Here is a 14275-nt window from a genome sequence, read left to right on the forward strand (position 1 = left end):
TGATTCTGCATGACACGTCATGACATCTCTACAGTTTCGTCATGACAGAAACTGCTGATCTGCCTTCTCTGGCTTAAAATGCAGGACATAAAAAATCCGGTATCGATGTTACCGATACCGGATGTCACCAGGATGAAACTAACGCGCTATCAGAGTGCTTCTTTTTTTTCATCCAGCATCTGTTCAATGCGCGGACCGAGAATCACTTCCATGGCGAAGCCCATTTTCGTACCCGGAATAACCAGGGTATTGGAGCGCGACATAAAGCTTCCGGGAATCATTTGCAATAAGGTCGGGAAATGCTCAATTTTGTGATCCCGAAAGCGAATGACTACCATGCTCTCATCAGGTGTGGGAATATCCCGGGCAATGAAAGGATTGGATGTATCCACCAAAGGGACACGTTGAAAGTTGATATGCGCGCGCGAAAACTGGGGGGTTATATGATTAATATAATCGGGCATGCGGCGCAAAATTGTGTCCACAATGGCTTCCGCTGAATACCCACGCTGGGAATTATCACGATGAATTTTCTGGATCCATTCGAGATTCACAACCGGCACGACACCAACCAGAAGATCCACATAATTGGCGACATCCACATCTTCGGTTTTCACCCCGCCGTGCAGCCCTTCATAAAAAAGCAGATCGGTGCCAGTAGGCATATCCTGCCATGGCGTAAAGGTTCCCGGAGCACTACCCCGCAGTTCCGCTTCCTCATCATCATGCACGTAGTAACGCATCTGGCCATGACCGGTCTCTCCGTAACTACGGAACAGACGTTCCAGAGACTCAAAATCATTACCTTCGGGACCAAAGTGGCTGATGGTCTTACCTTCTGCTGCTGCTTTGGCAATGGCTTCACGCATTTCCGCCCGGTTATAACGGTGAAAACTGTCTCCTTCAATGATGACCGGATTGACCTTCAGGCGCCGGAAAATGTCATGAAATGCATGTTTGACCGTAGTTGTACCAGCTCCCGAAGAGCCGGTGACCGCAACAACAGGATACTTTTTAGACATGGTATGAACCTCTTATAGTGAAAAATTCTTTTGCTGACCAATATATTCCATGGCCGTCTTGAATCCAGTTTAACAAAGGTTATCAGCCGGTCAACATAAAACACGCCATTACCAACGCTTTCGAGGCTTCGATAATGGCGTCAAAAGTACTTAAAGCCCGAGATTCTGCCAGATGGCCGTAGTCGCCTCGGACTGATTCAGCGTATAAAAATGCAGGCTGGGTGCGCCTTGCGCAAGTAATGTCTCACACTGCCGACTCAGCAACTCAATCCCCAACTGATATTGGGACTGCAGATCTTCCCCATAAGCTTCCATGCGGCGCCGCAGATATTGCGGTAATTCGGCTCCGCACATGGCCGAAAAACGGGAAATCTGTTCAAAATTTGTGATGGGCATGACACCCACTACAATCGGCACCTCAACGCCCCGCCGTTGTAAATCATCCCGGAGCTGCAAGTACGCATCGGGATTATAAAAATACTGGGTGATAACCGCATCTGCACCCGACTGCACCTTTTCCACTAGATGCTGCAAATCCTCTTCAGCAGAAACGGCCTTGGGATGCACTTCCGGATAACCGGCTACATAAATTTTAAAACCGCCGAACTGACGGATAAAACCCACCAGATCGGCTGCATATTCAAAATGACCAGGGTTACTCATGCCTTCTGGTAAATCACCACGCAGGGCGACAATGCGCTGAATACCTTGGGCCCGGTAATCTTCCAGAATCTCCCGGATACCCGATTCCGTTGAGCCAATGCACGAAAGATGCGGAACAGCTTCCAGATCATAGTCCTTGCGGATCATGTCCACCGTGGCAAAAGTTCGTTCACGGGTGGAACCACCAGCCCCAAAAGTCACTGAGGCATATTCCGGCCCCAAAGGTAACAGAGCAGCAATGGTTTCGCGCAGGCGCTCCTCGCCTGCAGCATTTTTGGGCGGAAAAAACTCGACGGAGTGCGCCATCAGTAACGATACGCGTCGTTCTTGAAAGGCCCGTGGACGTCAACGCCCAGATATTCGGCTTGAGCTGTTGTCAACTGGGTCAGCACCCCGGCAAAACCTTCCACCATGTAACGGGCCACTTCTTCATCCAGGGTTTTCGGCAGGACGGTGACGCTGATGTGCGAAGACTTCTGTGCGGCAGGCAGATCAGCAAAGCGCTCCCCGTAAAGATGTATCTGCGCCAACACCTGATCGGCAAAAGAACCATCCATGATGCGACTGGGATGCCCGGTAGCATTGCCCAGATTCACCAGTCTGCCTTCAGAAAGGAGAATCAGGTAATCATCACTGTCTGCATCAAAGTCCCTGCCTGCCGGCGCATCACGATACACTTTATGCACCTGAGCCTTAACCTCGTCCCAGGCCCAGTTCGCACGCATGAAAGCCGTATCAATTTCATTATCGAAATGACCAATATTACAAACGACAGCGCCTTTCTTGAGGGCCTTCAACATGCCCGCATCGCAGACATTGTAATTACCGGTAGCAGTAACCAGTAAGTCCGTCTGGCCCAGCAGATCCCGATCAATACAGGCATCGGTACCATCGTTGATACCCTTTTTGTAGGGCGAAACCACTTCATACCCATCCATGCAGGCCTGCATGGCACAAATGGGATCCACTTCGGTGACGCGCACAATCATGCCTTCCTGACGCAGGGAGGCTGCCGAGCCCTTGCCCACATCCCCATAGCCCAGAACCAGGGCGCGCTTACCAGACAACAAATGGTCCGTGGCTCGCTTGATGGCATCATTGAGGGAGTGACGACAACCGTATTTGTTGTCATTTTTGCTTTTGGTCACCGAGTCGTTGACATTGATGGCCGGCACCTTGAGCTTGCCTTCCCTGGCCATTTCCCAAAGACGATGCACACCTGTGGTCGTTTCTTCGGAAACACCATGGATGCCCTCCAGCAACTCGGGATACTTCTCATGGAGCAATCCTGTGAGGTCTCCACCATCATCCAGCAGCATATTGGGGCGCCAGCCGTCAGGACCCATAATGGTCTGTTCTACGCACCACCAGTATTCTTCCTCGCTTTCGCCCTTCCAGGCAAAAACAGGAACGCCTGCGGCTGCAACAGCTGCTGCAGCCTGATCCTGCGTAGAAAAAATGTTGCAGGAAGACCAGCGCACTTCAGCCCCCAAAGCCACCAGGGTTTCGATAAGTACAGCGGTCTGGATGGTCATATGAATGCAGCCCGCAATACGCGCACCCTGCAAGGGCTGCTGAGCCTGATATTTCCGGCGGATAGCCATCAATGCCGGCATTTCCGTTTCAGCAATACGGACTTCCTTACGTCCCCAGGCGGCCAGAGACATATCAGCCACTTTAAAGTCTTCACCCGTTTTAAGCACAGCATTCATGTAGGTAGTTCCTTTGATCATGAAAGCGAGCGCGGTTTTACACGAAGGAAAACGGGCCGAGCCTGACCACCAGAGACCTGGCGACTGCAGCGCTCCTCGGCCCGAACTTCCGGCGGAGAGGTTCTCCGCGCAGAGGTCTTTTTATCGCAATCCAGCAGCATCCCGCAAGGCTGCAGCCTTGTCGGTACGTTCCCAGGTAAATTCCGGTTCTTCACGACCGAAATGCCCATAAGCAGCGGTTTTACCATAAATCGGACGGAGCAGATCCAGCATCTGAATAATACCCTTGGGACGCAGATCAAAATGCTCACGGACCAGCGCCGCGATGCGATCATCATCAATTTTACCGGTGCCAAAAGTATCAACCATCAGGCTGACCGGCTGGGATACCCCAATGGCATAAGCCACCTGAACTTCACAGCGACTCGCCAGACCTGCAGCAACAATATTTTTAGCAACGTAACGACCGGCGTAAGAAGAAGATCGGTCTACCTTGGAAGGATCCTTACCTGAAAAAGCACCACCACCGTGACTGCCCTGACCACCGTAGGTGTCTACAATGATTTTGCGGCCCGTCAGGCCACAATCGCCTACGGGTCCGCCAATGACAAAGCGTCCGGTGGGGTTGATCAGATATTTGGTATCCTTGTGCAGCATTTCCGGCGGCAATACCGGCTTGATGATTTCTTCCCGCACCGCTTCCACCAGATCGGCATGACTGATATCTGGGCTGTGCTGGGTGGAGAGGACGACGGCATCAATAGCCACCGGGCGACCATCTTCGTAGCGCACCGTCACTTGACTTTTGGCGTCGGGACGTAACCAGGGCAAGCGGCCATCCTTGCGTACCAAAGCCTGGCGCTCGGTCAGACGATGGGCGAAATAAATAGGAGTTGGCATCAGCACGTCGGTTTCATCACAGGCAAAACCGAACATGAGGCCCTGATCACCAGCACCCTGGTCCAGATCCAGACCAGCCCCTTCATTCACACCCTGGGCAATATCCGGAGACTGCTTGTCGAGCGTCTGCATCACTGCGCAGGAGGCCCAGTCAAAGCCCATTTCCGATGAATCATAGCCAATCCGGCGCACCGTCTGACGGGCAACGTCTGCATAATCGACGGTAGCCGTCGTCGTAATTTCACCCGCCAGAACAATAAGGCCGGTAGTAATGAGAGTTTCAGCAGCTACCCGACCACGCGGATCCTGCGCCAGAATGGCATCAAGGATGGCATCGGAAATCTGGTCTGCGACCTTATCGGGATGACCTTCGGAAACAGACTCAGAAGTAAAAAGATGGCTTTTGGACATGCGTTCAGGCTCCTTGCTGGCGTGGCCGATGAATTGATCGTCGACGGGGACAGAGCGCACTATAGCAAAGGATACACGGCCAAGCGAAGTGAAAGACGCTCACCCCGCAAACAAAATCCACTCAAGCTTCAGGGATGGGAAGGACCGATGACTGGAAAGGCAGATTTTTTGCTGCCGCCCCAAAAATAGGAAATACCGCCCGTCACCTGCACATTGTTGAGGTTTGCGGCGCTGGGCGTCGGGGTATTGAACAGCAGTTGATCTTGGACATCCAGGCGCAACCCAAAATGATCCCCCAGGGAATATTGATAACCCAGTCCCAATACGCCCATCAGCGAAGTACCGCGCCCCAGATCCTGATTAAAGCGATTACTGGAAGCACCCAGACCCAGAGAAACATAGGGGGTGTTCGGACTGGCAAAGGCATACACATTGCCGAGCAGCGCGCCACTGTACTGGTTAGCGTCAGCATTGGGTGCAGCATCCTGCAAATGGGCAAAAGCCGCAGCAACCTGCGCCTCGACACCCAGGTGCGCACTGAGACGCTGCCCGAAACGCAATCCCAGCACCGTATTACCATCATGATGAGCAAGTCCACTGGCACCACTGAGAAAAGTATTACCCCCGAAAAGGTTCACATAGGTCTGATCATGGGCAGCAGAACCCGCAGCCCAGGCCGGAACGGCAAAAGCCAGCATGGCAACCGCCAGTAATGTACACAGACCCCTGTTCATGACCAGACCCACCCCGGACAGGACAACACAATTCGTAAAAACCTGTTATGATAATAGCCTGTTTTCAGCAAAAATACCACACCCAACCCAACAATTTGACAAAAACCCAACAAGGAGTTGCCATGTCCACACTCGTCTGCGGATCACTGGCCTTTGATACCATTATGGTGTTTCAGGACCGTTTCAAGGCCCACATCCTGCCTGAGCAGGTACACATGTTGAATGTGTCTTTTACCGTACCGGAAATGCGTCGCGATTTTGGCGGTTGTGCCGGTAACATTGCTTACAATCTCAAGCTGCTGGGAGGAAACCCCGTCATTGCCGGCACCGCTGGCCAGGATTTCACACCCTACCTTGAGCACATCAAACAGCAGGGCCTGGATACCCATCTGATTCGCATCCTCCCCGATCATTATACGGCGCAGGCCTTTATCACCACCGATCTGGACGACAATCAGATCACCGCTTTTCATCCCGGTGCGATGTTCATGGCCCAGGAAAATCATCTGGACGGGCAAATCCCCAGCGATGTGCACTGGGCCATTGTCTCACCCGATGGTTTGGGGGCCATGATCCAGCATCTGGAAGACTTGACCCGCGCGGGCATCCCCACACTGTTTGACCCCGGACAGGGACTGCCGCTGTTTGACGCAGCAACCCTGACCCGTCTCATTGATATGGCCGACTATCTGACGGTCAATGACTACGAATGCCAGATGGTTCAGGCCCGTACCGGCTTAAGCGTCGCGGAGTTACGCCAGCGCCTGAAAGCGCTGATCGTTACCAAAGGCGAACAGGGTTCCGTCATCTATCACGAAGACCAGGAAACCCACATTCCTACGGCCAAACCCAGGGCTGTGATTGATCCCACCGGTTGCGGCGACGCCTATCGGGCCGGTTTGCTTTACGGCCTTGAACATAATCTGGGCTGGGAAACCAGTGGCAAGATTGCCTCGTTGATGGGCGCCTACAAAATCGAAACGGCTGGCACCCAAAATCATCATTTCACTTGGAGCGAATTCAAAAAACGTTACCAGGAAAATTTTGGAAGCCAGATTGAGTAATTGATGCCGTCGCTTCAATCGGGCCGCTGCCAGCGGCCCGATTGAAGGTCAACGCATCATGTCACAATGGGCTTATCTTCTGCATCCCAGACATTGATGCCACCACCCAGGTTATACACCTCGTTAAAACCCATTTCCTGCAAAGTGACGGCAGAAAGTGCGGAACGCGTTCCGCTGTCACAATACAACACCACCACCTGATCCCGCGCCTGGGATAACACCGGGTGGCAATGCCCGTAATCCGGATCAGCAAGGGCTTCCAGATAGCCTCGGGGAACATGAATAGCGTCCGGTAGATGCCCCTCGACAAAAGCATGGGCTTCCCGCACATCCACCAGCACCAAGTCGTCGCGGGTACGCAACCAGTCTTCCAGAGTATCGCAATCCACTTCACGAATCTGACTGCGCGCACTGCGTATAAAATCCGCCAAAGATTTAGCCATGGACGACTCCTTTTCAAGGACATGAATTGCTGACCTGATTAATGCTCAGCAACACCTTTACGACTGCAAGATTAGCATCTTTATCGTGCTTGCCTGAAATGGCGATCAAGCATGAATCGTCACTGAATTCAGACCTCACATTCCCTTTCATTTCTCCATAACATCATTCTATGATGGGGGTGTCGACCATCCGCATATGAGGAACTGCTTCATGCCTGCCAGACGCCCCGCTAAAAACGCCTGTGTCTTACCACCCCTGGGAATGGATGCCAGCAGCCTGTGCTCAGATACCCGTCATTACCTCTTTCATACCCTCGGTGCCGAAGAAGAAACCGGCTCGAAAAAAGATCTCTATACTGCGCTATCCATGAGCCTGCGTGATCGTCTGGTGGAACGCTGGAAAAAAACCCACAAGAAAGTTATGGAAGAGAAAGGCAAACGTACTTTCTACCTGTCCCTCGAATTTTTGCTGGGCCGCACCATGGGTAACGCCCTACTTAATCTGGGGTTGGAAGAAGCCGCAGGAGCAGCGCTTGAACAGGAACACCGGCAGTTGACGGACATCATTGAGACCGAACCCGATGCCGGCTTGGGAAATGGCGGTTTGGGTCGTCTGGCTGCCTGCTTTCTCGATAGTTGTGCGTCACTGGGGCTCCCCGTCACGGGTTATGGCATACGCTACAGTTATGGCATGTTTCGTCAGGAAATTCGGGCGGGCGAGCAGGTCGAAGAACCCGACCACTGGCTGAAAAATGGTTACCCCTGGGAACTGAAACGACCAGAACGCGTGCGTCATATTCATTTTTTCGGGCGCAGCGATGTCTATAAGGATGCTCAGGGCAAATTACATCATCGTTGGGTGGATACCCACGATGTCCTCGCTGTCCCTTATGACATTCCCATACCGGGTTATCGCAATGAGGTCGTCAACACCCTGCGGCTATGGCGCGCCGCCTCCACCGACATATTTGATCTCGGCGAATTCAATGCGGGTGCCTATCCCGAAGCTGTAGCAGCTAAAAATAATGCTGAACATATCAGCATGGTGCTTTATCCCAATGACAGCAGTGAAAATGGCAAGGAACTACGCTTGCGTCAGCAGTATTTTCTGGCCTCAGCCAGTCTTCAGGATGTGATGGCCGACTGGGTCGCTGTACATGGTGAAAATTTTACCCATTTTGCCGAACATCACTGTTTTCAGCTCAACGATACGCATCCCAGTTGCGCAGTACCGGAACTGATGCGCCTGTTGATGGATGAACATGGCCTGGACTGGGATAGCGCCTGGAAAATTACCAGCCACACCATGGCCTATACCAACCATACCCTGCTTCCAGAAGCTCTGGAACGCTGGCCGGTACGCCTGTTTCGCCAGCTCCTGCCACGCCTTCTGGAAATCATTTTTGAAATCAATGGCCGTTTCCTGCAGGAAGTGGCCCGTCGGGCGCCAGGGGATAATGCCTTGCTACAACGCCTGTCCATCATCGAGGAAAATGGCGAACAAATGGTCCGCATGGCCCACCTGGCCGTGGTGGGGAGCTTTTCCGTCAACGGCGTAGCCGCACTGCACACGGAACTGCTTTGCGACGAACTGTTCGCCGACTTCCATAAGCTCTGGCCCCAAAAGTTCAACAACAAAACCAATGGCGTCACGCCCCGGCGCTGGTTGCAGTGGGCCAACCCCGCCTTGCGGGAACTGCTTACCGAGCAAATTGGTCCTGACTGGAAGAACGACCTGGATCATCTCAAGGCTCTGGCCCCCTTTGCAGAAGACGCCACGTTCCGCAAACGTTGGGATGCGGTCCGCCAAATCAACAAGGCCCGCCTCGCCAGGCTGGTTCTGGAACAAACCGGTGTGCATTTTATTCCGGGTGCCATGCTTGATACCCAGGTCAAACGCATTCATGAATACAAACGGCAGCTGCTCAACGCCCTCCATGTCATTCACCTTTACGATCGCATCAAACGCGGTGAAGGCTCCGAAGTCACCCCGCGTAATGTGCTATTCGCCGGGAAAGCCGCCCCCGGTTATTTCATGGCCAAGCGGATCATCAAACTCATCAATAACATTGCCAACGTGGTCAATCATGATGCCGATACTGCCGGTCGCTTGCGGGTCTGTTTCCTGCCGGATTACCGGGTTTCCCTTATGGAACAGATTTGTGCAGCCACCGATTTGTCCGAGCAAATTTCCACGGCAGGCAAGGAAGCCTCAGGAACCGGCAACATGAAGTTCATGATGAACGGCGCACTGACGATTGGTACGCTGGATGGTGCCAATATTGAAATACGCGATGCCGTCGGGCCCGAACACTTTTTTCTGTTTGGCCTGAATGCCCAGGAAGTCAGTCAGTTAAGGGGCAACTATCATCCAGAAGTTTATTTGCAGGCCGACCACGATCTGCAGAGAGTGATGGATCTCCTGCACAGCGGGTATTTCAATGCCTTTGAACCGGGCATTTTTGATCCCATCATGCACACCCTCAATAATCCGCATGATCCCTGGATGGTACTGGCCGACTTCACCAGCTATAAGCTGAAACAACAGGAGGCAGCAGCATTGTGGCGTGACCAGACGGAATGGCAGCGTCTGAGTATTTTGAACAGTGCTGCCAGCGGTGTATTTTCCAGCGACCGCACCATTCGGGAATATAATGCCGATATCTGGCATCTCAAACCCCTGGTGATGACCCCATGACAGAATTCGCCTGATCTGCTTTAATGCGTCCTTAATTTGTATTCCTTCCCGGTTTAGAGGAAATTGATGGCCCACACACCGCGCCCCGTACTGTTGCTGATCCTGGATGGCTGGGGTTATCGCGAAGATCCTGAAAACAATGCCATTGCCCTGGCCCATACGCCTAACTGGGACGGCTGGTGGCGTAGCCATCCTCATAACCTCCTCAATGCCTCCGGGGCTTCCGTAGGGTTGCCCGGCGGACAGATGGGCAACAGTGAAGTCGGGCATATCAATATCGGGGCCGGACGGGTTGTTTACCAGGAATACGAACGCATCAACCGTGGCATCATGGACGCAAGTTTCTATAAAAACAGCGCACTTTGTGCGGCAGTTGATACGGCCAAAGCTCAGGGCGGAGCGGTCCATATCCTTGGATTACTCTCGGCGGGGGGGGTTCATTCCCACGAAGAACACCTGTTTGCCGCCCTGCGTCTGGCTCGAAGTCGGGGAGCGGAACGGGTGTACGTACATGCTTTTCTGGATGGACGCGACACCCTACCCCGCTGCGCGGAAAATTCTCTGGAAAAACTGTCAGCCGAATTGAAAACCCACGGTGGCGAACTGGCCTCGCTGATTGGTAGGTTTTATGCCATGGATCGGGATCATCGCTGGGATCGGGTACAACAGGCTTATGATTTGCTTACTCTTGGCAAAGGTACCCACTATGCCACGGGTCAGGAGGCGCTGGCCGCCGCTTATGCCCGGGGCGAAAGTGATGAATTTGTTGCCCCCTCACAAATCGGCGGCACACCCATCTGTATTAAGGATCATGACGCCGTCCTGTTCATGAACTTTCGTTCTGATCGCGCCCGGCAGATTACCCGCCCCTTCATTGAGCCCGACTTCGACGGCTTTCCCCGTCAGGCCACGCCCAAACTCGCAGATTTTGTGACACTCACTGAATATAGTGAACATTTTGACGTCCATGTGGCTTTTCCTCCGACCCGGCTCAAAAACACCTTCGGGGAATGGCTTGCCCAACACGGATTACATCAGTTACGCATTGCCGAAACAGAAAAATACGCGCATGTAACCTTCTTTCTGAATGGTGGCGACGAAACCGTTTATCCTGGCGAAGACCGGATTTTGATTCCTTCTCCCAAGGTCACCACCTACGATCTGCAGCCGGAAATGAGTGTGAACGCTCTGACGGATGCGCTGGTAGAGCAGGTGGAAAGTCGCCGATATGATGCCATCATCTGCAATATTGCCAACCCCGATATGGTTGGTCACAGCGGCAAACTCAGTGCCGCCATTGCGGCAGTAGAGGCCGTCGATCAAAGCCTCGGACGTATTGTCAGCGCCGTACGTAATGTCGGTGGAGAAGTTCTGATTACCGCAGACCATGGGAATGTTGAGCAGATGCTGGATACCGAAAGTGGTCAGGCACACACTTCGCATACCTGCAACCCGGTCCCCCTGTTGTATATTGGACGTCCTGCCGAGCTATTGTCGGGCGGTGCTCTGGAAGATCTGGCGCCAACGCTTCTGCATCTTATGGGTTTGCCCAAACCACCGGAAATGGGCGGAAAAAATCTGGTGCAGACTGCCTAAATGACCTCGAGGATTTTGCTCCGTTCGGTTACTCTGCTGATACTGACCGGATTACTCCCACTGGGAGCAGATGCCAGTTCGCTTCAGGAAAAAATCCAAAACAGTCGCGAAAAACTGGAGCATCTCCACGAGAATCTGGGGCAAATTCAGGCCCATCTGAACGCCGGTCAAAAAACCCAGGCGGAGCTGCGCGACGAAATCAAAACGCTTGATCTAAAAATTGCGACGACCCGAAAAAAGCTGGCTGACATTCAGGCGCAACAACAACAAACCCAATTAAAACTGAATGAACTGAAACAAAAAATAACGGCATTGCAGGCAGAGTTGGTCCAGCAGAAAGAAATTCTGGGTAAACAATTGCGGGGGGCTTACATGCTCGGTGGGACAACCCCCCTCGCGGTCTGGCTACAAACCGAAAAGCCCGGAGAATTGGGACGGATGAGTGTTTATTACGCTTCCCTGGCCAAAGCCCGCAGCACGCTCATTGTAAAAACCCAAAATACGGCGGCACAAATCGTTCAGACACAACACCAGGTAGAGCTGAGAGAAGCGGGATTAGTGAAACTCGCCACGCAAATCCAGGCCCAGGAAAATACCCTGAACCAGCAGCGTCAGCAACATGCCACTCTCGAAAATCAGCTGACCGACCGGATCGCCAAAGACAAGGCCAAAATTGCCGAATTACAGGCTAACGCCAATATTCTTAATGGCTTGGTGAGTCGCCTGGTGGTTCAGTTCCGACACCAGGAGGCTGTTGCCGAAGCAGCGCGACGCAAGGCAGCGGCCGAAGCGGCGGCGCGTGCGGCAGCGCAAGCACGCGCCGCCGCCGAGGCAAGAGCTGCCCAACAACGCCGCCTGGCTGCGGAAAAGCGTGCCGAACAACGCGCTGCAGCCGTGCAAAAAGCCGAGGAACAACAGCGTGCGGAACAAGTCCAACGTGCTGCCGAAAATGCTGCACCTCCGACGACCGAAGTTCATCCGCCGCACATTACCACGGTTCCCCAGAAACCTGTTCCGGCAGCGGTCTCACCCTCGACACCTCCGCCGCCAGCACCTCGGCCTGCTCCCAGCCCGAGCATCAGCCCGCCCAGCACCCCGATCATCGGCCATGGCCGTTATCCGGCACCCGTTAACGGTCCCATTACCGCACGCTATGGCAGTCCGCGCGTAACCGGCGGTCTCGACTGGCAGGGTATTACTTTTCAGGCGGCACAAGGAACACCGGTTCGCGCCATTGCTCCCGGCATGGTACTTTATGCTGGCCCGCTCAGAGGTTACGGACAAATTGTGATTGTCCAGATTGGTCATAGCCTGCTCAGCATCTATGGACATCTGGGTTCCACCGATGCCCATGTCGGTGAACAAATCGCTGCAGGGCATCAGGTAGGCACGGTAGGCAGTGGCGGTGAACTGGGTAATGATGGACTTTACTTTGAAATTCGCAACGCCGGTCATCCCGTCAATCCTCTGGATTACATTCACAACTGAATTTCATCCGGATCCTCCGATTCCTGGAAACCGGACCCATGCTTTTTGGAGAAATGCATTATGATCCCGCTCAATCGCATCCTGTCGCGCCCAGCTGGCACATGGCTCAAGCTCAGTGTTGTGTTGATGCTGGGCCTGGGCAGCAGTTACGCGGGTAGTGCTTACGCAGATGCGGATCAGAACCACATCCCCCTGGAACAAATCCAGACCCTCAGTCAGGTCTTTGAAATCGTCAAATCCAATTATGTGGACCCTACTTCTGACAAAAAATTAATGACCGGTGCCATCAGTGGCATGGTCAGCGCCCTCGACCCGCACTCCGCTTACCTGACGCCCAAAGAATTCAAGGAGATGCAGGTGGTCACCGATGGCAAGTTTGGTGGCCTCGGCATTGAAGTGACCGGAGATCATGGTGTGCTTAAGGTCGTCGCTCCTATTGATGGCACTCCTGCCGCCAAAGCTGGCGTCGAACCCGGAGACCTGATTGTCAAAATTGACGGCAAGGCACTGCAGGGTATTGGTCTGCAAAAAACCGTGGACATGATGCGCGGCAAACCGGGCACTCAGGTCACCCTGACCATTTTGCGTCCGCATCAGAATCAGCCCATCCACTTGACCCTTACCCGCGCCATTATCAAGGTTCAGAGTGTACGCTCAGCCATGCTGGCACCGGATTATGGCTATATTCGCATCAGTCAGTTCCAGGAAAACACCGGTCGGAAAACGCGCCAGGCCGTGGAGCAACTGGAAAAAACCGCTCATGGACACCTGAAAGGTCTGATTCTGGATTTACGTAATAATCCCGGTGGGGTCCTTGGCGCCGGTGTAGAAACCGCAGATACCTTTTTAAACAAGGGACTGATTGTTTACACCAAAGGGCGAACCCCCGACAGCGACATGCGCTTTACGGCACATGGCCCGGATTATCTTCACGGCGCGCCCATGATCGTCTTGATCAATGGCGGCTCTGCTTCGGCTGCCGAAATTGTCACTGGCGCACTCAAGGACGACCACCGTGCCCTCGTCATGGGGCAGCGCAGTTTTGGTAAAGGTTCTGTCCAGACCGTCATCCCCCTGAGTAATGGTGGCGCGCTCAAACTGACCACCGCTCTGTACTACACGCCGGCGGGTTGCTCCATTCAAAGTCAGGGCATTGTGCCCAATGTAGAAATTCAGCCTGCCAATCCCCAGCTGCGAGCGATGGATGAAGATCTGCTCAAGGAATCGGAATTACAGGGCGTTCTCAAAGCTCCCGACACTTGCAGCAAGGTAAAACCGCAGTACACCATTACGGCACCGGCCAGCAAGCCCGCCCTCGTCACAGCAAAAACCAGTAGTGGCTCTGCTTCGGAAGAGGCCATGGAAGCTGCCAGCGTCCTCAAACCGAATCTGGGAAAAGATTATGTTTTGCGCGAGGCTTTGGCAATTCTCGAAAAACAGGCAGTACCTGTTGATGAAAATGGTCATAGCGTTCAGGAAGTGATTCCCTTGTCTGTTGCCTCTGGCCAATAAATTTGAATCGGGATAAATCCCATGAAAATGCG

The 14275-nt window shown here is 53.3% G+C and carries 11 protein-coding genes and 1 riboswitch; of the genes, 5 read left to right on the top strand and 6 right to left on the bottom strand.

The features are described from left to right. Nucleotides 1-149: 149 nt before the first annotated feature. The 5 genes from GCD22_RS15065 to GCD22_RS15085 all read right to left on the bottom strand — a co-directional run bounded on the left by GCD22_RS15065 (nt 150) and on the right by GCD22_RS15085 (nt 5442). A complete protein-coding gene (locus tag GCD22_RS15065; protein WP_010637179.1) occupies nt 150-1022 on the bottom strand; it encodes a phosphoribulokinase in 873 nt (290 codons plus the stop codon). 150 nt (nt 1023-1172) lie between these two features. Further along, a complete protein-coding gene (gene metF, locus GCD22_RS15070; RefSeq protein WP_031575686.1) occupies nt 1173-1991 on the bottom strand; it encodes a methylenetetrahydrofolate reductase [NAD(P)H] in 819 nt (272 codons plus the stop codon). Next, nucleotides 1991-3397 (bottom strand): adenosylhomocysteinase, encoded by a 1407-nt coding sequence (gene ahcY, locus GCD22_RS15075; protein ID WP_031575688.1) that lies wholly within the window; start codon nt 3395-3397, stop codon nt 1991-1993. Before ahcY ends, metF begins: the two co-directional genes overlap by 1 nt. A gap of 20 nt (nt 3398-3417) precedes the next feature. Further along, nucleotides 3418-3501: riboswitch (S-adenosyl-L-homocysteine riboswitch) on the bottom strand. 37 nt (nt 3502-3538) lie between these two features. Then, nucleotides 3539-4708 (bottom strand): methionine adenosyltransferase, encoded by a 1170-nt coding sequence (gene metK / locus GCD22_RS15080; RefSeq protein ID WP_031575691.1) that lies wholly within the window; start codon nt 4706-4708, stop codon nt 3539-3541. A 128-nt stretch (nt 4709-4836) separates the two neighbouring features. Continuing rightward, on the bottom strand, nt 4837-5442 hold the full coding sequence (locus GCD22_RS15085) for an outer membrane beta-barrel protein (RefSeq protein WP_031575694.1): 606 nt from the start codon (nt 5440-5442) through the stop codon (nt 4837-4839). A 122-nt stretch (nt 5443-5564) separates the two neighbouring features. Here GCD22_RS15085 and GCD22_RS15090 point away from each other — a divergent pair, with 122 nt between their 5' ends. Further along, nucleotides 5565-6506: a carbohydrate kinase family protein gene (locus tag GCD22_RS15090; RefSeq protein WP_031575697.1), complete on the top strand. Its 942-nt coding sequence runs from the start codon at nt 5565-5567 to the stop codon at nt 6504-6506. Nucleotides 6507-6562: 56 nt separating this feature from the next. Here GCD22_RS15090 and GCD22_RS15095 read toward each other — a convergent pair whose 3' ends face one another. Continuing rightward, entirely contained in the window at nt 6563-6949 is a 387-nt protein-coding gene (locus GCD22_RS15095) for a rhodanese-like domain-containing selenoprotein (RefSeq protein WP_010641172.1), read from the bottom strand. A gap of 211 nt (nt 6950-7160) precedes the next feature. Between GCD22_RS15095 and GCD22_RS15100 the strand changes: the two genes are divergently transcribed. The 4 genes from GCD22_RS15100 (at nt 7161) to GCD22_RS15115 (ending at nt 14243) form a co-directional block, all read left to right on the top strand. Then, nucleotides 7161-9647, top strand: a complete 2487-nt coding sequence (locus tag GCD22_RS15100) for a glycogen/starch/alpha-glucan phosphorylase (protein WP_031575700.1) — start codon at nt 7161-7163, stop codon at nt 9645-9647. A 66-nt stretch (nt 9648-9713) separates the two neighbouring features. Then, nucleotides 9714-11243 (top strand): 2,3-bisphosphoglycerate-independent phosphoglycerate mutase, encoded by a 1530-nt coding sequence (gpmI, locus tag GCD22_RS15105; RefSeq protein ID WP_031575704.1) that lies wholly within the window; start codon nt 9714-9716, stop codon nt 11241-11243. Further along, nucleotides 11244-12731, top strand: a complete 1488-nt coding sequence (locus GCD22_RS15110; RefSeq protein ID WP_153940859.1) for a murein hydrolase activator EnvC family protein — start codon at nt 11244-11246, stop codon at nt 12729-12731. Nucleotides 12732-12791: 60 nt separating this feature from the next. Continuing rightward, complete coding sequence (locus tag GCD22_RS15115) at nt 12792-14243, top strand: S41 family peptidase (RefSeq protein WP_031575711.1); 1452 nt, start codon at nt 12792-12794, stop codon at nt 14241-14243. The last annotated feature ends 32 nt before the right edge of the window (nt 14244-14275 follow it).

The organism is Acidithiobacillus thiooxidans ATCC 19377, assembly GCF_009662475.1.
GTDB classification, from domain to species: Bacteria; Pseudomonadota; Gammaproteobacteria; order Acidithiobacillales; family Acidithiobacillaceae; genus Acidithiobacillus; species Acidithiobacillus thiooxidans.

Bases quoted from the DNA above. Each gene is read 5' to 3' on its own strand.
- gpmI (WP_031575704.1), top strand. From the start codon at position 9,714: ATGGCCCACACACCGCGCCCCGTACTGTTGCTGATCCTGGATGGCTGG.
- GCD22_RS15100 (WP_031575700.1), top strand. From the start codon at position 7,161: ATGCCTGCCAGACGCCCCGCTAAAAACGCCTGTGTCTTACCACCCCTG.
- GCD22_RS15110 (WP_153940859.1), top strand. From the start codon at position 11,244: ATGACCTCGAGGATTTTGCTCCGTTCGGTTACTCTGCTGATACTGACC.
- GCD22_RS15095 (WP_010641172.1), bottom strand. From the start codon at position 6,949: ATGGCTAAATCTTTGGCGGATTTTATACGCAGTGCGCGCAGTCAGATT.
- GCD22_RS15065 (WP_010637179.1), bottom strand. From the start codon at position 1,022: ATGTCTAAAAAGTATCCTGTTGTTGCGGTCACCGGCTCTTCGGGAGCT.
- metF (WP_031575686.1), bottom strand. From the start codon at position 1,991: ATGGCGCACTCCGTCGAGTTTTTTCCGCCCAAAAATGCTGCAGGCGAG.
- metK (WP_031575691.1), bottom strand. From the start codon at position 4,708: ATGTCCAAAAGCCATCTTTTTACTTCTGAGTCTGTTTCCGAAGGTCAT.
- GCD22_RS15090 (WP_031575697.1), top strand. From the start codon at position 5,565: ATGTCCACACTCGTCTGCGGATCACTGGCCTTTGATACCATTATGGTG.
- ahcY (WP_031575688.1), bottom strand. From the start codon at position 3,397: ATGAATGCTGTGCTTAAAACGGGTGAAGACTTTAAAGTGGCTGATATG.
- GCD22_RS15085 (WP_031575694.1), bottom strand. From the start codon at position 5,442: ATGAACAGGGGTCTGTGTACATTACTGGCGGTTGCCATGCTGGCTTTT.
- GCD22_RS15115 (WP_031575711.1), top strand. From the start codon at position 12,792: ATGATCCCGCTCAATCGCATCCTGTCGCGCCCAGCTGGCACATGGCTC.